This window comes from Streptomyces sp. FXJ1.172 (assembly GCF_001636945.3).
Classification (GTDB): Bacteria; Actinomycetota; Actinomycetes; order Streptomycetales; family Streptomycetaceae; genus Streptomyces.
In genome coordinates this window covers 9,068,844-9,086,607 of record NZ_CP119133.2, presented here as the reverse complement: position 1 = coordinate 9,086,607, position 17,764 = coordinate 9,068,844, and the positions used below count along the sequence as shown (strand labels likewise).

17 protein-coding genes are annotated in these 17,764 nt (G+C 68.7%); 8 read left to right on the top strand and 9 right to left on the bottom strand.

The genetic code is table 11. From position 1 onward, the window contains the following. Nucleotides 1–195 precede the first annotated feature (195 nt). The 4 genes from A6P39_RS40930 to A6P39_RS40910 all read left to right on the top strand — a co-directional run bounded on the left by A6P39_RS40930 (nt 196) and on the right by A6P39_RS40910 (nt 4,382). Entirely contained in the window at nt 196–729 is a 534-nt protein-coding gene (locus A6P39_RS40930) for a MarR family winged helix-turn-helix transcriptional regulator (RefSeq protein ID WP_067039747.1), read from the top strand. Between the two features lie 121 nt (nt 730–850). Continuing rightward, nucleotides 851–1,651 carry a hypothetical protein gene (locus tag A6P39_RS40925; RefSeq protein WP_159395936.1) on the top strand — a complete coding sequence of 267 codons (801 nt, stop codon included), beginning with the start codon at nt 851–853 and terminating at the stop codon, nt 1,649–1,651. Between the two features lie 879 nt (nt 1,652–2,530). After that, nucleotides 2,531–3,076: a DUF4232 domain-containing protein gene (locus A6P39_RS40920; protein ID WP_067039743.1), complete on the top strand. Its 546-nt coding sequence runs from the start codon at nt 2,531–2,533 to the stop codon at nt 3,074–3,076. A 634-nt stretch (nt 3,077–3,710) separates the two neighbouring features. Next, nucleotides 3,711–4,382: a polysaccharide deacetylase family protein gene (locus tag A6P39_RS40910; protein ID WP_159395935.1), complete on the top strand. Its 672-nt coding sequence runs from the start codon at nt 3,711–3,713 to the stop codon at nt 4,380–4,382. 59 nt (nt 4,383–4,441) lie between these two features. Here the strand turns inward: A6P39_RS40910 and A6P39_RS40905 are convergent, their stop codons facing one another. After that, nucleotides 4,442–5,077, bottom strand: coding sequence for a hypothetical protein (locus tag A6P39_RS40905; RefSeq protein WP_159395934.1), 636 nt, complete (start codon nt 5,075–5,077; stop codon nt 4,442–4,444). Nucleotides 5,078–5,662: 585 nt separating this feature from the next. Between A6P39_RS40905 and A6P39_RS40900 the strand changes: the two genes are divergently transcribed. The 4 genes from A6P39_RS40900 to A6P39_RS40885 all read left to right on the top strand — a co-directional run bounded on the left by A6P39_RS40900 (nt 5,663) and on the right by A6P39_RS40885 (nt 9,375). Next, complete coding sequence (locus A6P39_RS40900; RefSeq protein ID WP_067039737.1) at nt 5,663–6,082, top strand: peptidase inhibitor family I36 protein; 420 nt, start codon at nt 5,663–5,665, stop codon at nt 6,080–6,082. A 443-nt stretch (nt 6,083–6,525) separates the two neighbouring features. Beyond that, a complete protein-coding gene (locus A6P39_RS40895; protein WP_079133137.1) occupies nt 6,526–7,020 on the top strand; it encodes an RNA polymerase sigma factor in 495 nt (164 codons plus the stop codon). 81 nt (nt 7,021–7,101) lie between these two features. Beyond that, entirely contained in the window at nt 7,102–7,722 is a 621-nt protein-coding gene (locus A6P39_RS40890) for a hypothetical protein (RefSeq protein WP_067039735.1), read from the top strand. Between the two features lie 102 nt (nt 7,723–7,824). Beyond that, complete coding sequence (locus A6P39_RS40885; RefSeq protein WP_067039733.1) at nt 7,825–9,375, top strand: ABC1 kinase family protein; 1,551 nt, start codon at nt 7,825–7,827, stop codon at nt 9,373–9,375. Nucleotides 9,376–9,668: 293 nt separating this feature from the next. On the opposite strand, the gene A6P39_RS40880 is transcribed toward A6P39_RS40885, so the two are convergent. The 8 genes from A6P39_RS40880 to A6P39_RS40845 form a co-directional block, all read right to left on the bottom strand. Then, entirely contained in the window at nt 9,669–10,685 is a 1,017-nt protein-coding gene (locus A6P39_RS40880; protein ID WP_079133136.1) for a hypothetical protein, read from the bottom strand. A 68-nt stretch (nt 10,686–10,753) separates the two neighbouring features. Next, nucleotides 10,754–12,157 (bottom strand): cytochrome P450, encoded by a 1,404-nt coding sequence (locus A6P39_RS40875; protein ID WP_067039730.1) that lies wholly within the window; start codon nt 12,155–12,157, stop codon nt 10,754–10,756. 10 nt (nt 12,158–12,167) lie between these two features. After that, nucleotides 12,168–12,848 (bottom strand): class I SAM-dependent methyltransferase, encoded by a 681-nt coding sequence (locus tag A6P39_RS40870; protein ID WP_067039728.1) that lies wholly within the window; start codon nt 12,846–12,848, stop codon nt 12,168–12,170. Between the two features lie 96 nt (nt 12,849–12,944). Continuing rightward, complete coding sequence (locus tag A6P39_RS40865) at nt 12,945–14,300, bottom strand: NAD(P)/FAD-dependent oxidoreductase (RefSeq protein WP_079133135.1); 1,356 nt, start codon at nt 14,298–14,300, stop codon at nt 12,945–12,947. Then, nucleotides 14,297–14,869 carry a flavin reductase family protein gene (locus tag A6P39_RS40860; protein ID WP_067039719.1) on the bottom strand — a complete coding sequence of 191 codons (573 nt, stop codon included), beginning with the start codon at nt 14,867–14,869 and terminating at the stop codon, nt 14,297–14,299. The genes A6P39_RS40865 and A6P39_RS40860 overlap by 4 nt, the downstream gene beginning before the upstream one ends. Continuing rightward, nucleotides 14,862–15,329, bottom strand: coding sequence for an SRPBCC family protein (locus tag A6P39_RS40855; protein ID WP_067039717.1), 468 nt, complete (start codon nt 15,327–15,329; stop codon nt 14,862–14,864). Before A6P39_RS40855 ends, A6P39_RS40860 begins: the two co-directional genes overlap by 8 nt. A gap of 55 nt (nt 15,330–15,384) precedes the next feature. Next, entirely contained in the window at nt 15,385–16,656 is a 1,272-nt protein-coding gene (locus A6P39_RS40850) for an aspartate aminotransferase family protein (protein ID WP_067039715.1), read from the bottom strand. Continuing rightward, nucleotides 16,653–17,756, bottom strand: coding sequence for an SDR family oxidoreductase (locus A6P39_RS40845; RefSeq protein ID WP_067039711.1), 1,104 nt, complete (start codon nt 17,754–17,756; stop codon nt 16,653–16,655). Before A6P39_RS40845 ends, A6P39_RS40850 begins: the two co-directional genes overlap by 4 nt. Nucleotides 17,757–17,764: the final 8 nt, after the last annotated feature.

Here is a 17,764-nt window from a genome sequence, read left to right as displayed (position 1 = left end):
ACCACGGCATTTACCTGTTCGGACAAGTAAATCACCTGTCCGAACAGGTAAATGCGGCGGGTTCATTCCTGAAGGGTTGTGTGGCGTGCATCACGCGCCTGTAACTGGACCTATCGCTGCCCGGAGCAGGGCGGAGCTTCGGGTCACCTACCGGAAGGTAGGATCAAGTTGCTCGGGCAGGAAAGTGAGGGAGAGATGGCAGAGTTCACCCCCGAAGCCGGAGGGAGTTCCCCGGAAACGGGACAGGAGGCCACCGTCCCGGTGCCAGCCGCGGCCGGCAGTGGCCCGATCAGTCACGCGATCTTTCGCCTGGCCCGCCTGCACCGCATGTTCGCCGGACAGCTGCTGCGCCGTATCGGGCTGCATCCGGGCCAGGAGCTGGTCATGATGCATCTGTGGGAGTTGGGCCCCCAGCGGCAGGCTGCCCTGGTGCGCCTCTTGGACTCCGACGCGGCCACCATGACCCGCACCGTCCGGCGCCTGGAACAGGCCGGCTTCGTCCGCCGCCGCCCCGACCCCACCGACAAGCGCGCCTCGCTCATCGAGCCCACAGCGGCGAGCCATGCCCTGCGCCGCGAGGTCGAGCGGGTCTGGAGCCAACTCGAGGACCTCTCGACCGCCGGCATGTCCGCCGACGAGCGGATCGCGGCCCTGCTCACCCTGGAACGCCTGGAGCACAACCTCGTACAGGCCGCCGCCGATCCCACAGGCGCAGACGCGCAGCGTTAACACCTCGACGACGCCGATCCGCTCCGACGGTCGGTCCCCCGGCTCCCCGTTCCTTGTGAAGGCCCACAAACTAGATAGGTAGCTTCGAAACGTGCGACGTCCTCTTGCGACTGTCATGGGCATGCTATTGCTGACCGCCTGCCAAAACGGCGCATCGGACGCTCCTTCGGCAGCGTCCTCGCCTCCTACGCGGGCTGTTGCTCCGCACCAGTTCACCGCCTACGACACAACGTTCTACGCCCACCTCGATCTGACGCAGTACGGCGCGGTCAAGGCCGACATCATTTACGAGGGTCGGGTGGCGGCCCTCTCTGGGCAGCCCGTACGCAGCCCCAACGGCCGCCCCACCACCGAACTCAACCTGCCCCCGAAGGCCGCCTACCAGAAGCTGGTACGGCAGCACATGGCAAACCCCGGGCCACTCGTCCTCGACTACGAGACCCTCTACCTCACGGGCACACCAGAGGCGGCCAAGCGCCACTTCCGGAAACTGTCGACCCTGCTGACGTGGACGCGTGAAGTCGCTCCGCGCAAGCAGATCGGCTTTTGGGATCTGCTCGGCAACACCGGCCGCCGCTACTATCCGTTGGGCCGCGCCCTCGCGGCGCACGAGGATGTCTTCCTTCCCAGTCTCTACACAGACTCGAAGGACACCGAGGCCCGCTGGCAGCACCGGCTCGATCAGGCTCGCGCCGAGGCGCAGCAGATCGCCCCCGGCAAACCCGTATACCCGTTCCTGTGGCCCCAGTTCCGAGACCGACCGGGATCCGGGCGGTACGTGTCCCCCGCGCTGTGGTCCTACGAGCTTCAAGCCTGCGGCAAGGTCACCAAGGCCGTCGCCGTATGGGGAGGCGGCCAGAACGGCAACAGCGACACCGCTTGGCTCGACGCACTCAAGCGCTTCCTGAGCCACGGCTCGTGACCATCGGGGGAAGGACTGACTGACGGCCCGACATGCCGTACGGCAGTTAGCCTCCGGGTGAAGGGGCTCCTTGAATTCGGCCACCCCGTGATCGGCTTCGCCTCAGAGTTGCTCGGCTCGATTCCCCAGGCAGACCCGCGCTGACCTGCGGACGGGCGCCACAAGGGAGGGGCCGCCTGATAGCCAGCCAGCACCAGGGCCGTGGTGGCCGGTCCAGGTGCGCGCAGCGCATCGCGTGAGCGACGCCGAAGGCGCCCTTGGCGGGCCGGCGCGGCCCGGACACTGAACGAGCGGGCGGCCCCGGGTTAGGACTGGTAACAAAGTGAGTTTGTAGCCGGGGCGGGAATGACGGCGTGTCAGTTCTCGTTGACGTGCCTGGACGGGGGTGTGTCGCGCACGCGCATTTGCCCGAGTGATGGGTCATCCCGTGTACCGACCGGACATTCCGCCACGGCTTCGACTCCGTGAAGTCTGCCAACCGAAGCTGCCGGACCGGCACCTCACGCACCGACGTGTCCTCGTACCGGATCGACGCTGTAGGAATCTTGCGCGTACGAGAGGCACTGCCTGTACTCCGTGCCGTCATGCCTGGACGCTACGGAGCCCCCGGCATGCCCTCCTCCGAAAGATCACAAGAGATCGGCAACGACAGCTACGGAACGTAACGAATGTGCTCTGGTCCCCGGATTTGCGCATTCAGTGCGCATCCTCCGCCGACGGTGCGCATCGACTCGCGGATCCCAGAGCCCGGTCCGCCGGATTCATGACGTGAAACCTCGGACGAAGATGAAACCGCAACTCGGGCATTGCACGTCTTCAGGTGCGTAGGCGCGCACTGACCTCGCGCGCCGATTCGTATTCGAGGGGAACCGAAACTTCATGAAGAGCAAGCTGACCGCCGTGGCCCTTGCAACGATCGTCGTCGCCGGCACTGCCGCTGCCGCCGTCCCGGCCTCGGCCGCCCCCGCCAAGGCCGCCGCCCCGGCCCGCTGCCACACTGCCGACCTGAAGGCGGGCTTCGCCACGGGGGATGACGCGAAGCCGGAGATGGGCCAGACCAAGAAGCAGACCCAGGCGTACATCTGGTTCACCAACCGGAGCAAGCACACCTGCACCCTGTCCGGCTTCGCCGGTGTCGACATGGTCGGCGCTCAGAAGACCGACGGCACCTGGTCGCTGGCGCGCTCCTCCAAGAAGCCCGAAAAGTTGACCCTGGGTCAGGGGGACACGACGGACTTCAGCATCACCCTGCTCCCGGTGGCCAAGTCCACGCCGCAGAAGGAGAAGTTCGTCCCGTCGAAGTTCCTGGTCACCCCGCCGAACGAGACGACGCACTTCACCCTGAAGTGGCCGTTCGGCGGCCAGATCCTCAAGCAGGACGGCGCCACCCACCCGGGTACCTTCGTCAACCCGGTCGGTCTGTAACCAACTGGACGGCCTCTGAGCTTCCTTGCAGCGTCGCTGGTGGCCACCGACGGATTACCTACCGGAAGCGCCGCTTTGTGGCCGGAGGCGGTTTCGCGGTGGCGGCGGTCGACGTGCCGGGCCATGACCACCGGTCGATGGATGAGAAGTACAACCGGATCGCGACCGAGAACCAGGCTCGCGTGGAGGCCGCAGAGGAGTTGGCGACACCGACCACACCAGCCAAGTTCGTGTCCGGATCACAGTCGGGAACTCCCAGCCCGCGCAGCCACGCACGGCTGTCTGCGAAGAACATCCCCACTGCCGGTCGCTCCTCATGTACGACGTTCAGGCCGATTCAGGAGACTCGGCGATCGAGGTGACGGCATGGTCCGGGCAGGTGAGCCAGCCGGGGCGGTACGGGCTCAAGGGCGGGCCCCGGCCGGCCGATGGCAGTGGCATGGAAACGAGTTCTGCCGTCCTGACACGCCGTCTTGTCCTCCGCCGCCACCTCCAGGTGGGCGCCGGGCTGTTCGCCGTCCTCTGTCCGTCCGTGCCCAGGTCCTGGGCACGGACGCACAAGCCTTCTTCGCCGGGCCTGGCGGCGGTTGCGGACGGGCATGGGCTGCGGGCGCTGTTCGGATCGGAGAACCGCGTGATCCGCACACGCGAGCGGGTGGTAGCGGTGACGTTCAACGCGGCCTGGAACGACGCCGGTTTGGACAGCATCCTCGGAGACCTGGCCCGCCGGCACGCGCCTGCCACCTTCTTCCTGACCGGCGACTTCACCGATCGCCACCCCCAGGTGGTCAAAAAGATCGCGGCTGCGGGACACGGGCTGGGCAACCACTCCTACAGCCACCCCTACTTCAAGGACCTGACCGCCGCCGCAGCACGCCGCGAGATCCAAGCAGCGGATCAGGCCCTGCGCACGGCCGGGGCCGCAGGAACTCTGACCCCGTTCTTCCGGTTCCCCTACAGCCAGACCAGCCCCGCCCAGATCAAGGTGGTCAACGCACTCGGATTCGCGGACATCGAATTCACCACCGACACCAACGGCTGGAAGGGCACCGAAGGAGGCATGACCGTGGACATCGCGGTGGCCAGGGCGCTGGACGCCCTGCGCCCTGGAGCCATCCTGCAGATGCACGTCGGCGCGGCCGAGGACCGCACCGACGTGATCGACGCCCACGCCCTGCCACGGATCCTCGATACGGTCACTTCACGCGGCTACCGCGTCATCGATCTGCGCACCCTCCTCACCTCTCCGGTACACCCCACGTCGACCGCAGGCAAAGCTCCGCGAAGTGATCACGCCGAACGGTGACAGTCGCACATCCCCAGGCGGCGTGACGCCACCAGAAAGGGGCCATGCAGGCCGCGTCTTCAGGTGCGGTGCCGTTGTAGGGCAACGAGGTAGCGGTCGGTGTCCTGGGCGTGCCGGCGGAGATAGGTCATGAAGGGTGTGCCGCCCAGGACCGTGACGAAGGCGGGGATGACCGAACTCTGCACCCCGGTCCCGCCGCGAAACTTCTGCCCTCTCCCGCCATAGGCCGTCACCCCCTCGTAGACGATGCCCTCGAGCACAGCCGGGCGTCCGACCAGCCGATCTGGAACGGGCGAGCCAGGTGGTAGTGGATGTACGGGTCGCAGTCCTCCGGCATCCTCCGCAGGACAGCGAGTACACGTGGACCAGAACGGACCACTCCTCGTCCAGGCCCCGAGGAAGTTCTCCAAACGCGCGATGTCGCCCAGGGCGATCGGGCCCTGGGGATCGAACCGTCTCCAGTTGGCCAGGGTGTGCGAGGCATAGGTGAGCACCGGCGGGCGCCCTACCAGCCGTGCCGCCTGCCACCACGGCAGCGCCAGCTGTACCGGCAGCCTGCCGCAGGGGCCGCGGGACTCGGCGAAGAGGTACGCATGCCCAAGACAGGAGAGCAGCATCGCGCGCTCCCGCTCGGCCGGGCCGGTCAGGGACCGGGGATCGGGCGCCGGTCCCAAAGCGGTGATCTCTTGACGCACCCGTCCCGCGGCGAGGAGCTTGGCAGCACGGCCGTGAACTCGTCCCAGGCGACAAACGGTTCGGGATTCGGCCGGGCAGGGTCCCGGACCGGGAGGAACCCGCGCACCGGGTCGACCCCGTACGCCTTCAGCAGACGATCCGCACTCTCGTAAGCGCTCTTCGCCGCAACACCCACAAGCCGTCCCCATCGCCTGTACCGGTCCTACCGGCCGAGGCCGACTGTAGAGAGACACCCCGCCGCACAGCAGCCGCGCCGATCCGGCCACGCGCGGCCGACGACGCTCACACCCAGCCGGCCAATCCGGAAGCCCTCTCCCCCGGCCAACCACGTGAACGAACCTCCGCACTGGTACCGAGCCCGGCAGCGCGGCTTGCTAGCACTGGTGAAGCGTCGGCGCAAGAGGCGTGGGAGAGCGCCCAGTTGGCGGGCGTACTCGCCAGAGGGAGTGCCGCTTGGCATGTACTCCGACACCTCCATGAGTTACCAATAGTAGTATTGGCGTTACTGTGTGCAGTCGGGATGCTGGACAGGTCTTCGGGGCCGGCTGCGGCCGCCCCTCCCCCCTCTTCCGGAAGGAACGCCCGTGTCCCGCGCCGCCCGCCGCACACGTCGCACCGCTGCCGCCGCCGCACTCGTCACCGCCGCCCTGCTGGCAGCAGCCACCCCCGCCTCCGCCGACGCCTCCATCATCCGGGGCCATGGCCGCGACGCCTGCACCCGAGGCTATGTGTGCCTCTACGACAACTGGGACTACAACGTCCCCACCAACGCCCGCATCCTGCGCACCACCGAAGACATCACACACCTCGACGACTACAACTTCAACGACGTCACCAGCTCCCTCGTCAACAACAGCCGCTACCTCGTCCGCATCTACCCCGACTACGACTACAAGGGCGTCCCCGTGACACTCCTGCCCGGCGAGTCCATCAGCTTCAACAACGGCAACGGCTTCAACGACGTCGCCTCCTCCGTGAAGTTCCTCCCCTACACCGTCGGATAGCCGGCACAGCCCGCGCCCACACACCTCTCCCGCCCCCCTCGATGCCCACACGAAGGAGCCTCCTCACGAGCCCGCCCCTTCCACGCGATGGACGCGCCCGACGAGTAGGGCGCGTCCCGTCCCTTGGCCAAACCGCAGGCAGACGAGGCGCCACCGCGCCCGCCACAGCCTGCCCGATCACACCGCCGCCGTACAGCAGGGGATGTCAGGGGATGTGCGACTAGCGCCCCCGAACGTCAGCGGATTTAAGCCGGATGTGAATTCAAGCCGAATTTAGTACTACTATCCATGGGCCGGGTTTGCCTATCTCCGCCCACGGCAAGGAATGTTCTGGTCACACAGGACGGGAAGGGGGAGAAACATGGAGGCCCTTGGACTGCAATAGAGCATGCACGAAAAAACTCACTAGGCACATTTCAGTCGTTCGATCATTGGTGACGTGCATGCATTCATCTGGAAATTCCTCCTGGTATGAGGTAATCCAGCATCGTGAGCGCCTTATCCGTCTGGTGCGCCGTCGACTGCCCAACCTCCATGACGCCGAGGACTGCGTCCAGGAGGCTCTGCTGCGAGCGGCGGCCCATCGCGATCTGGACCCCGATCGACTAGGGGCGTTCCTGACCACGGTCGCCATGCGGCTGTGCATCGACTACTACCGGGAACGTGAGCGCTGGACACGCCTGCTGCAGCGCACGGATGCCGGGCGAGAGGCGGAGATGCTGGAGGAGGCCGTCTGCGACCAGGAGTTCGGCCGCTGGCTGCTTCGGCAGGCCCATCAGCTCCGCGGCAGGGAACGGCAAGTCATACTCGCGCGGGCCGACGGGATCTCCGTTGCCGAATTCGCCCGCATCAAGCAGATTTCCGTAAAGGCCGCCGAGGGTGCTTTCACACGTGGCCGGGCAAGACTCCGTCACATGTGCAGCAAAACCCTGGGCTAGCCCTGCGGATGACCGGGAAGAAAAATGGTTCGGCATCCCGGTTGATTCCGTGATGCCCATTCAGGAAGGACGTCCGTCAGAGTGGCTGACAAGCCGAGCACGCAGGACACCATCAAGAACTTCCTCAGCGACATCGCCGACAGCTCCAACAGGGCTTTCAACGAATTCCTTGATCCGCCGAACAAGTCCAATAAATCCAACCTCCCGGACTGGTTCCCCTCCGGCCATCCACTGGCGGCTCTGGCCGGGACGCCGGTCGGAGCGCTCCAGGCGCTGGCGGCGTTCGGCGCCGTGAACCCCATGGCGGCGCTCGCGGGTGCCAACCCGTTCGCCACCCTGGCTGACACCGCGGACCGCAACTCCGGGGCGGTGAACCCCTTGGGGGTCCTCGCCGGGGCGGCCAACCCGCTCGCCGCCCTGGCGGGCGCCGTCAATCCCGTGGCGGCCCTCAGTGGGGCGACCGCACCGGCCAATCCGCTCTCGGCCTTCGGTCAACTCGCTGGTGCGGCAGCTGCGTTGCCCGCTTCCGCCGCCGCGTTGCCCGCTTCGGCAGGCGCGTTGGGCGGCCTGGCCGAATCGCTGGCGACGCTGCCCCAGCAGATCGCCAGGCTGACCGAACTGCTTTCCACGCTTGTCGGTGCCCTGGACGCCGTCCGGGACGTCGCAGAGACCGCCGGGGTCCGTCCGCCGAGCAAGAAGTGATGACCACGGCCGTCCTGTCGCTCCGTTGTCGCCCCGCCGATCGCTGACCGTGTCTGGTACGCCGGGCCGGCTGGTGCAGAACTCGAGGAGGGAACCCGCGTCGTGAGGGCCTTGGTCGGCGACCGGCTCCGGCTGGTCGTGAAGGTGCTGGGCGGTCTGATCGCCGACGAGGTCGGTCATGCGGCGCGGGAACGCGGCAGATCCAGAAGGGACGGCCGGTCCCCGGCGGAGGCTGAGGTGGCCTCCGCCGGGGACGCCCAGCGGCGTGCCCGAGCCGTACGGCATGCTCTGGAGAGCCTGGGACCGTTCTATGTGAAGCTCGGCCAGATCCTCTCCACGCGGCCGGACATGGTCCCGCCCACGATGATCGCCGAGTTGCAGAACCTGCACGACCAGGTCGACGTGCAGCCGTTCTCCACGTTCGAGCCCGTTCTGGCGCGTGATCTCGGCGCTGACTGGAAACTCAGGTTCGACGACATCGACACCGAGCACCCCCTGGGAGCCGCATCGCTGGCCCAGGTCTACCGGGTGGCCCTCCCCGGGGGACGGCCGGCGGTCGTGAAGATCCAGAGGCCCGCGATCCGCGAGGCGGTGCAAGCGGACATGGCCCTGCTGCGCAGGGCGGCCCGGATCGTGGCACGGGTGGCACCACGGTTCAACGAGGTCATCGACGTCGAGGCGATGCTGGGCTCGATCTTCGACGCCATGGAGCCTGAACTGGACTTCACCGGTGAGGCGCACAACATGGAGGAGGCTCGGGAGGCGGTGCGGGACTTCCGCACACTGGCAGTCCCCGAAGTGCTGTCGGCCACACCCCGGGTGCTGGTGCAGTCCATGGCGCCCGGTATGTCCGTACGGCATCTGGACCGGAGGGCCTTCAGCGACAGCGAACGCACCGACATCGGAAAAGACCTGTTGCGGTTCATGTACCGCGGCTACTTCATCCAGCGAACGTTCCACGCGGATCCGCATGCGGGCAATGTCTTCGCCCTGCCCGGAGGGCAGGCGACTCTGATCGACTGGGGCATGGTGGGGCGCCTGGACAAGCGGACCAGCCTGCAGTTGCTCCCGCTGCTGATGGCACTGGCCCAGAACGACGGACACGGTCTGGCCCGCGCCTGGGCCGACATGGGGAAACTCACCGCTTGGGCGAACCTGCCGGCGTTCGCCGCCGACATGGCGGCGCTGGTCCCCAAGATTGCCAATGCCTCGCTGGACGAACTCAATTTCGGCGTTTCGCTGACCACAGTGCTGGAAAAGGCCACCAAACGGGGCATCGGCTCCGCTCCCGCGATCTCGTTGCTGGGGAAATCCTTCGCCAACCTCGAGGGCTCGGTGCGCTGCCTGGCTCCCGAACTGTCGCTGGCGGAGATCTTCAAGGGCGAGGTCCGGGGCATCGTGCTGTCCCTGCTCAGCGAATTCATCTCACTGGAGCAGGTGGCTCGTACGGCGATGGACCTGATGGTCACCGCCAGCACCAGCCCTGAGCAACTGCGTGGGCTGCTGGCCGATGCGGCCAACCGGCGGTTCGCGCTCCAGGTCCACCAGCCGAGGACGCCGTCCTCCATGGGAGGCGAACGCAGGCCCTACCGGGGCCTGTTCGCTCTGGGCGCCATGGCGCTGCTGCTGGATCACCGCCGCCGATCCCGATGAGCCGCCGGCGCCGCTGCCGGTGTGCCGGCGTCAGGGGGCCGTGGCCCCGATGAGAACGACACTCGCCGCCCTCCAGGCAGCCCTGGAGGGCGGCGTCGTACGTCCACCGGGAGAGGGCCACGCCCAGAAAGCGGACCTTGAAAGAGAAGCAGACTCCCCTCGACTGCCCAGCACCCGTGCGCCGCGCGACTCCGGACTCCACTGTCCCATCCGGGAGACGTCGCTCACAGCGGTGTACGCCGTGAGCGGTGCCACCTGGACCGTGATGCTCTCGGTGAGCGCAGCCGCGCCGGTCACGCGCGGATGGTGATGCCGTGCTCACGGTCGTCCGTGAGGATCTCCATCAGAGCACGGCTGTCCGTATTGAGTTCGATCCGCTTGCCGGTCATCCGGTTGACGACCTGCACCGAGCAGGAACCGATCTTCGTGTTGAGGCAGTGTTTGATCCCGCCGGGCGGGTTGTAGTAGTTCAGGCCGACGAACCGCTCCGCCGGGGCGGTCATCCGCCCGCGGATGTCGACGGCCTCGTCGGAACTGGCGAAGTCCCAGTAGAAGTAGCCGAAGTCCGCCTTGGCGGAGAGCGCCTGCCGCAGCGACACCAGCGAGTACTCGCGGTCCTGGTGGCGCAGGACGAGGAAGGTGACCTTCGGGGTGCGCAGCGGGCCGATCTTGGCGCGCGCGGTGACGACCTCCAGGAAGCTGTCGGGTTCCCCGTCGAAACCGGCGACCTGCCCGAAGGCGTAGTGGTCGGTGTGCCGGCTGCCCCAGTTGTGGTTCTGGCTGCCGGTCCAGCCGTCGACGGCGATGGTCTCTCCGTTGATGTGCAGGCTGCCGCTGTACTGGGCGAGCGGCGTGCCGACCAGGCTCTTGGCCTTGGGGAATCCGCCCCTGTACAGGTTCGGCGGCAGCAGGAGAAGCGGCGCCTGGCCCCCGCTGTACGTCAGATCCCAGCCGATGCTGCCGTCCGGCCCGGTCGCCTCGCCCTTGAGGCGGCCGGGCTCCAGCAGCCGGTCGCCGACCCGGGCGCCGAACGAGTCGGTGCTGAAGTGGCAGTCGGCGATGGGGTACTCCTCCTTGGCCACCACATGCCGCCCGGTCACTCCGTCGAACCAGATGGCCCAGAGTTCGCCGATGGCGGCCTCGGGCATCTTCGCCGGGCTGAAGACGGTGTACCTGATCCAAAAGGCGCGGGGCTCCGTAGGGTGGTTGCCTCGCTGGTAGAAGCTCTCGTAGTGGCCGGCCTGCTGGCCCGGCCGGTAGCGGGTCCAGTTGATGTGCTCGGGCTCGGAGATCCCTGGGTCAGCGTTCATGAAGGTCCGTTCTTCCGGATGCGGTCGGCTGCGGCAGGTCGTGTACCGCGGTGGTCTGCTTGGCTGGTCTACCGGGCGCTGGCGGGGCGGGCGGCCGAGGACGTCCGCTGATGCATCGTCATCAGCATCCCGTACCGCGGCCTCAGAGTGATACTGGCGTGATTCACCACCCGGTGTGAGGGGACATGCCGGAACTCCCAGCGGCGCACCAGGGCGGTCAGCAGCAGATGGGCCTCCATGAGTGCGAAGTGCTTCCCGATGCACAGATGGGGCCCCGCGCCGAACGGCAGGTAGGCGAAACGGTGGCGCTCCTTCCTGACGTCCGGCAGGAAGCGGTCCGGGTCGAAGCACTCGGGGTCCGGCCAGTGCCGTGGGTGGCGGTGGACGTTGAACAGGTTGACCAGAACCCGTGACCCGGCCGGCACCCGGTAGCCGCCCAGTTCGGTGTCCCGCAGTACCAGCCGGGGGACGATCGGCGCCGACGGGTACAGCCGCAGCGCCTCCTCGAAGACCTGGAGCGTGTACGGCATCGCCGCCAGGTCGTCGGGGGTGGGCAACTCGTGCCCCAGTACGCCGTCCACTTCTTGCTGAACCCGCCGCAGCACCGCGCGGTGCCGGGAGAGCAGGTAGAAGGTCCAGGTGAGGGTGATTGCGGTGGTCTCGTGCCCGGCGGCGAAGGTGGTGATCACCTCGTCCCGCAACTCCCGGTTGGTCATCCCCTTGCCGGTGTCGGCGTCGCGGGCCGCCAGCAGCATGTCCAGCAGATCCCCGCCGGCGGGGCCCTGGGACTTCCGGCGCTCCGCGATGATCCGGTAGATGAGGTCGTCGAGTCCCTGCATGACCTGGTGGAAGCGCCGATTGCGCGGGGTCGGCCAGTGCGTGGGCGGGCTGAACGGGTTCTGCAGCCGGTCGAAGGCGTAGTTGATCGCGATGTCCACCGCGTCCGGTCCGAGCCCGGCCAGGGTCCGGCTCACATCGGTGCTGAACATGCAGCGGCTGACGATGTCGAGGGTGACCCGCATCATCTCCTTGTGCAGGTCCAGTGCCGCGCCCGTCCGGTAGCGAGCGGACATGTGCGAGATCTGCTCGGCCGCCGAGACACCCATCGTGGCGAACATGCCCGCGAGGGACTGCTTGGTGTAGATCGGCTGCATCATCCGGCGGTTGCGCAGCCAGCTCTTGTGGTCGTCGCCGGTCAGCAGGCCCTCGCCAAGGACCAGCCGCAGCGGGTTGTCCGGCCCGAGTTTGCCGAACCTGTCGGTGTCGGTCAGTACGTCGGCGGCCAGCTCCGGGCTGGACACGCCATGCACCGCCACCGGGCCGAGCCGGTAGCGGACCAGGTCGCCGTGGGCGGCGTGCCCCCGGCGCATGGCCTGCAGGATGTCGCGGCGAAAGTCCAGGACGTTACCCAGCACCGGGAAGCCTTCCGCCCTGGGGGCGGGCACCGCTGCGTACGTGCGTGCCTCAGTCATCGGCCCGCCCTCACTTCCGCGCCAGAGCGCAGACCCAGCCCAGCGATCGGCGCGGCTCCGACACGAACCGGGCGTCCCGGAAGCCGGCTTTGGTGAGCCTGTCCACCAGGTCGTCCCCGGAGAGGATGTGCAGCCCCGCACGCTCCGAGCGCTCCGTGAAGCGCCGGCCGAAGACCCGTTGTACCAGGGACGGGTCGTCACCGGCCTCCCGGCTCATCTCCAGCGTGATCGACACCTGGCCGCCCGGTTTGAGCACACGGTGCGCCTCGGCGAGACCCCGCATGGGATCCGGCCAGAAGTAGAAGGTCTCGATCGCGCAGACCTGGTCGAACAGGCAGTCCTCGTACGGCAGGTCCGCACAGTCGGCGTGCCGGATCTCGACCCGGCTGCGCGCGATTCCCGCCTGGTTGCGCCGTACCGCCTGCTCGACCATCTCCATCGAGTAGTCCACCCCGGCGGTGAATCCCTGGCCGGCCCGCTGAGACAGCAGCTGCACCGCCATGCCTCCACCGCAGCCGACGTCCAGTACCCGCTGGCGGCCGCGCACGTCCATGTGCTCGATCGCCCACCTGGTGAGGCTCCGGTGCTGTACGGCCATGAGGTGGCCGAAGAACCGGCCGGCCCGCCCGGTCGGCCTGCGGAAGTTGGCTTCCATGAGTTCCAGTGGCCTCGCCAGCAGCGTGCCGATCATTCCGGTGCCCCTTTCCCGATCAGTTCTGCGTCCGTGCTGCTCTTCAGTCCTGCGTCCGTGCTGCTTCGAGGAATTGATCAGATGGTCTGCGGCTCCCTACCGCCGCGGACCGAGTTCGGGCCATGCACCGCGGCGGGCCGTCCGGTCCATCGAGGCCAGACAGGCCCGCAGCAGCGGGCGGGTGATCCTCGACACCGGGAGCCGCGGCGCCCGGGGGCGGTGCCAGGGCAGCGGCTCGGGCGTATCCGCGGCACCCAGCAGAGCCGCGCAGAGGTAGGCGCCGTGCGCCACCGACATCGCCAGCCCGTGCCCGTTGCAGCCGCCCGCGTACCAGATGCCTGCACGGCCCGGGACCGGCCCCACCACAGGAAGGCCGTCCGCCGTCACCCCGATCCTGCCCGCCCAACGGTGCGTGATCTCCGCCCCCGCCAGAGCGGGGTGCAGGGTCCTCAGCCACTGCTCCAGCCGGTCCCAGGCATAGGCCCGCAGCATCGCTACACGGCGGGGGGCGGCCCCGTCCGAGTGGAGGACGGTCCCGCCCCCCACCACCAGTCGGCCGTCCCCGGTGAGGCGGAAGTACGGAGCCAGCGGCACCGCGTCGATCACCGCCGGGCCGCCCCCGCCGAGGAGCGCACGCGCCGTGGGGCCCAGCGGTTCGGTCGCCACCGCGTGCACCTCCAACGCAAGCACCGTGCCGACCGGCACGCCGAGCCCGGCCACCCCTGCGTTCACTGCCAGCACCGCCTGCGGCGCCCGCACCGAGCCGTGCGGGAACATCAGCTCGGGCATCCGTCCGTCCCGGTCGCGGACCTCCCGCAGCGGGCTGCCGCCGTACAACCGCACGCCCTTGTCTTCGCAGGCCCGCGCCAGAGCGGCCGTCAGCGCGGCCGGGTCGAGGGTCGCGGTATGCCGGTGAAGCAGTCCCGCCTGGTACGGCACGTCCACCCGCCGCCGGATGTCAGCGGCGCTGAGCACCGGCACGTCCAGGCCCAGAGTGCGGTAAGCGGCAGCCTGCCGAGCCAACGACACCAATCCGGTACGGGAGCGCGCGGCGACGATCTGCTCGCCGTCCGTGCAGGGCACACCGAGCCGGGCGCACAGGTCCACGGCGTGCCGTACCGCCTCAATGCTGGCCTGGTGCATCCGGCGGGCGGTGGCTGGGCCGTGGCGGCGCACCGCCTGGTCGATCGGCGGGCCCACCCGCGGGCCCAGCAGCCCGGTGCCGCGCCCGCTGGCACCCGCTGCCGGCCGTTTGGCGTCCACCACCGTGATGTCCAGCGAAGGCCGGCGCTCCGCCAGGTGGTACGCCGTGGACAGCCCCACCAGTCCGGCGCCCACCACCACGACATCAGCGCCAAGCCGGCCGCGTACCGGGGGCGGCAAGTCCCCGCCGCTCCGCCCGTCCGGGTTACTGAGTTCCCAGCAGGGCGTGCCCCCTGCGAACAGGTTCACCGGGGTGCTCTTCCCACAGCCATCGGCTCGCCCGGTCCCGACAGAGCGCGGAATTCCCGGCCGTGCCAGAGCAGCGGCCGCCCCGACGCCGCCTGTACCGCAGCCGCCTGCCCCACCACCGCGCAATGGTCGCCGTACCTGCGGATGTCCTCGACCAGGCAGACCGACCACCCCAGCGCGTCACCGAAGACCGGTACCCCCAGGACCCATTGGATCGGGACCCCGCAGAACCGCTCCGCCGACGAGGATGCCGGATCCGCGAAGCGGGTCGCCCGCGGTCGCTGCTCCTCCCGCAGCAGGTTCACCGCGAACACGCCCTGAGCCCGGACCGCCGTCAGGGTGTGTGAACCCTCGCGCAGACAGGCGAGCAGCAGTGGGGGCCTGGCCGACAGCGAGGTGAGGGAGGAGACCGTCATCCCGGTGGGTCCGTCCGCGTCCCGTGCGGTGACCACGGTGACACCGGAAGCGAGTTTCGCGTACAGACGCAGGCATTGCGCGGTGTCCGGGCCTGGTTCGTCCTGCAGTTGCCCGCCCGGGCAGAGCGGATGCACCAGGGCCGGCTCAGCCATGCGTGGCGTCCGCGGCTTCGGCCGGTGACACCGTGCCGAGAAGCCCTTCGAGGATCTGCCGGATGTTGGTGCGCAGGGTCGACTCGGCCACCGGGTCGAGGATCTCCGCCAGTGTGGGGATCCCCAGGTCGAACGAGGCCCGGAAGGTGATGGCGGTGCCGTCCTGGTGGGCCTCGCAGGTCCAACTGCCCTCGAAGGTCTCGAAGTCACCGTTGAGCTGTTCGAAGGCGATGGAGCGTGTGAGCGGCGAGAAGGCATCGCGTTCCGTCCAGCACATGAGTCCGTTGCGGAAGGAGACCGTCCAATCGGAAACCAGGGAGCCGTCGGGTTGGGGAGGATGCACGTTGACCTCGCGCACAGTCCTGGTGAATTCGGGATATCGACGGAAGTCGCTGATTCTCCGGTAGGCGTTCTCGGGGTCGATGCCCTGGGCCGTCATCCGTACCGTCACTTGGCGCATGGGGTTCGTCCTCTCCGGTTGTGGTGCCGATGTCATGACAGGGCAGGGAAGACGGTCATCCGAGGCGGGCGTGCACCGCCCGCAAGGCTTCGGCGAGGGTGGCCAGGAAGAGCCTGCCCTCGTCGGGGCCGGCGATCGCCGGTGGCGTCAGTCTGAGTACTCGCGTGGAGTTCAGCGAGTGGTTCACCAGGACGCCGCGAGCCACGAACTCCAGCAGCATCTCGCCGACGGCCTGCGCCTGGGTGAACTCGATACCGATCAGCAGGCCGCGGCCGCGGACTTCGTGCACGAGGCGATCCTGGTAAGGGGCGCAGGCCTCAACGACGCCGGCGAGCAGACGCCGGCCGAGGGAGGCGGCCCGGCCCACGATGTCCTCGCGGTTCATGGTGTCCACCGCCGCCAGTGCCGCCGCGCAGGCGATCGGGGACGCGCCGAATGTGGAGGTGTGGAGGTAGGGGTCGCGGGAGAACGGACCGTAGGCGTTCTTCGTGGCCACCATCGCGGCCACCGGCACCACGCCGCCGCTCAGTCCCTTTCCGACGAGGAGGACATCCGGCACCACGCCCTCGGCGTCCACACCCCACCAGGTGCCGAGCCGACCCAGACCGGTCTGCACCTCGTCCACGATCAGGAAGGCCCCGTATGCGCGGCACAGCCGGGCCGCCTCCGCCAGATATCCGGGAGGCGGAATACGCACCCCTCCCTCGCCCTGCACCGGCTCCAGGATCACGCACGCACGGTCGCGGCGCTCGGCGAGCGCGGCCTCCAGCTCGGCCGGGTTCCCGTAGGCGACCCGCGTGGTGTCCGGGAGCAGCGGCTCGAAGGGCGCCTGGTACGTGGTGCTGGCGGTGGCGCTCAGTGCTCCCAGGGTCTTCCCGTGGTAGCCGGACACGGTGGTGACCAGGGCGTTGCGGCCATGGGCGCGGGCCAGTTTCAGACCCGCCTCGGTGGCCTCGGCACCGGAGTTGACGAAGTGGACGTGGTCCAGCCCCGCGGGGGTGCGGGAGGCCAGTGCGGCGGCGGCCCGGGCGGCGACGGGCTCCAGGAACACCCGGGTGGCCAGTGGATGAGCGTCCAGTTGCCGGTGCACCGCCTCGACCACCGCGGGGTGGCGGTGGCCCAGGATGAAGACACCGTAGCCCCCGAAGTCCAGATAGCGGCGTCCGTCGTCGGTGTGCACCCAGGCGCCCTCGGAGTACATCTCGACCATGCCACCGAGCACCGTGCCCATGACGGCCCGTCCGGAGCCCAGATGGCGTCGGTAGAGTTCGGCCGTGTCCCCCGACGATCCCACGGCGGTGTGAGGGGCCACCGGTACGGAGGTCATGACGCCAGTTCCGCCGGAGCCGACGCCGTCTGCAGACGGCGCAGTTGACGCAGGCCACCGCGGCCGGCCGCCCAGCATTCCACGTTGCGCTCGAGGGCCGACCGGATCGCGGCGCGCGTGGGGGCCGTGCCGCAGTGCGGCGTCCCCAGATGGGACTCGAAAGGCAACTCCCGCTGAAAGACCAGCAGCAGCTCTGCGTAGTCCTGGAGCCGGCGCCGTACCGACTCCGGGAAGGACGGTCCCTCGAGAAGCGGGAGCAGCAGCCGGTGCACCGCCTCCAAGGGGATCAGCCGCGGCGGGTGGGGGCGCTCACCGTGGCGTTCGGCGAACTCCAGGCAGACGTCGACGACTTCCCGCTGCAGGATGGCTGCGGACCCGGCGGTCAGCCAGTACACCCCCTCGGCGACGCCAGCCCTGACCAAGTCCCCCACCGCGCGGGCCACCACGTCCTGCGGCACCATGTCGATCCTCGTCCCGGCCGAGCCCGGAAGTACCGGAACGTGCCCCTTGACGATCCCCCCGAGCGCCCGGGTCAGGCCCTGTACCCGGGCGATCCGGCCGGTGGTCGAGTCACCCATGACCACCGACGGACGCAGGACGACTCCAGGAGCCGGAGCCGACCGCACGGCATCCTCGGCCGCCGTCTTGGAAGCGAGGTATGCCGCTGCTCCGGGAAAACGCCCCTGTTCCTCGGCTGCGAGCGGATTCGCCACGAAGGCGGTGCTCATGTAGAAGAAGGGAGCGTCGGCCCGGGCCGCCAGGTCGAGCATCGACAAGGTGCCGTCGAGGTTGGTTCGCCAGATGTCGGCCGGGGCAGCCCGCCAGTTGGTGGCCGCGGCGGAGTGCACCACCACGTCCGCCTCGGCGGCAAGCTCGAGCTGCTGGGCGGCCGAGAGACCCAGACCCGGGGCCTGCAGATCCGCAGTCACCTCCCTTACCCGGGGGTCGTCCAGCGGTGTCCGGTGGCGCAGGCAGAGCACGTCGTAGTCGCCGCAGAACTCTTCGACCAGGGCCTGGCCGAGTACGCCTGTGGCGCCGGTGAGCAGCAGGGTCGGGCGTTGGTTGCGAGGACGGGGCTGGTCGGTGGGTTCTGGCGGCATCGTCGAGG

What these genes read in the sequence shown, in the direction of transcription:
- A6P39_RS40930 (WP_067039747.1), top strand. Translation starts at nt 196, where the DNA reads ATGGCAGAGTTCACCCCCGAAGCCGGAGGGAGTTCCCCGGAAACGGGA.
- A6P39_RS40925 (WP_159395936.1), top strand. Translation starts at nt 851, where the DNA reads ATGCTATTGCTGACCGCCTGCCAAAACGGCGCATCGGACGCTCCTTCG.
- A6P39_RS40920 (WP_067039743.1), top strand. Translation starts at nt 2,531, where the DNA reads ATGAAGAGCAAGCTGACCGCCGTGGCCCTTGCAACGATCGTCGTCGCC.
- A6P39_RS40895 (WP_079133137.1), top strand. Translation starts at nt 6,526, where the DNA reads ATGCATTCATCTGGAAATTCCTCCTGGTATGAGGTAATCCAGCATCGT.
- A6P39_RS40880 (WP_079133136.1), bottom strand. Translation starts at nt 10,685, where the DNA reads ATGAACGCTGACCCAGGGATCTCCGAGCCCGAGCACATCAACTGGACC.
- A6P39_RS40875 (WP_067039730.1), bottom strand. Translation starts at nt 12,157, where the DNA reads ATGACTGAGGCACGCACGTACGCAGCGGTGCCCGCCCCCAGGGCGGAA.
- A6P39_RS40870 (WP_067039728.1), bottom strand. Translation starts at nt 12,848, where the DNA reads ATGATCGGCACGCTGCTGGCGAGGCCACTGGAACTCATGGAAGCCAAC.
- A6P39_RS40860 (WP_067039719.1), bottom strand. Translation starts at nt 14,869, where the DNA reads ATGGCTGAGCCGGCCCTGGTGCATCCGCTCTGCCCGGGCGGGCAACTG.
- A6P39_RS40855 (WP_067039717.1), bottom strand. Translation starts at nt 15,329, where the DNA reads ATGCGCCAAGTGACGGTACGGATGACGGCCCAGGGCATCGACCCCGAG.
- A6P39_RS40850 (WP_067039715.1), bottom strand. Translation starts at nt 16,656, where the DNA reads ATGACCTCCGTACCGGTGGCCCCTCACACCGCCGTGGGATCGTCGGGG.
- A6P39_RS40845 (WP_067039711.1), bottom strand. Translation starts at nt 17,756, where the DNA reads ATGCCGCCAGAACCCACCGACCAGCCCCGTCCTCGCAACCAACGCCCG.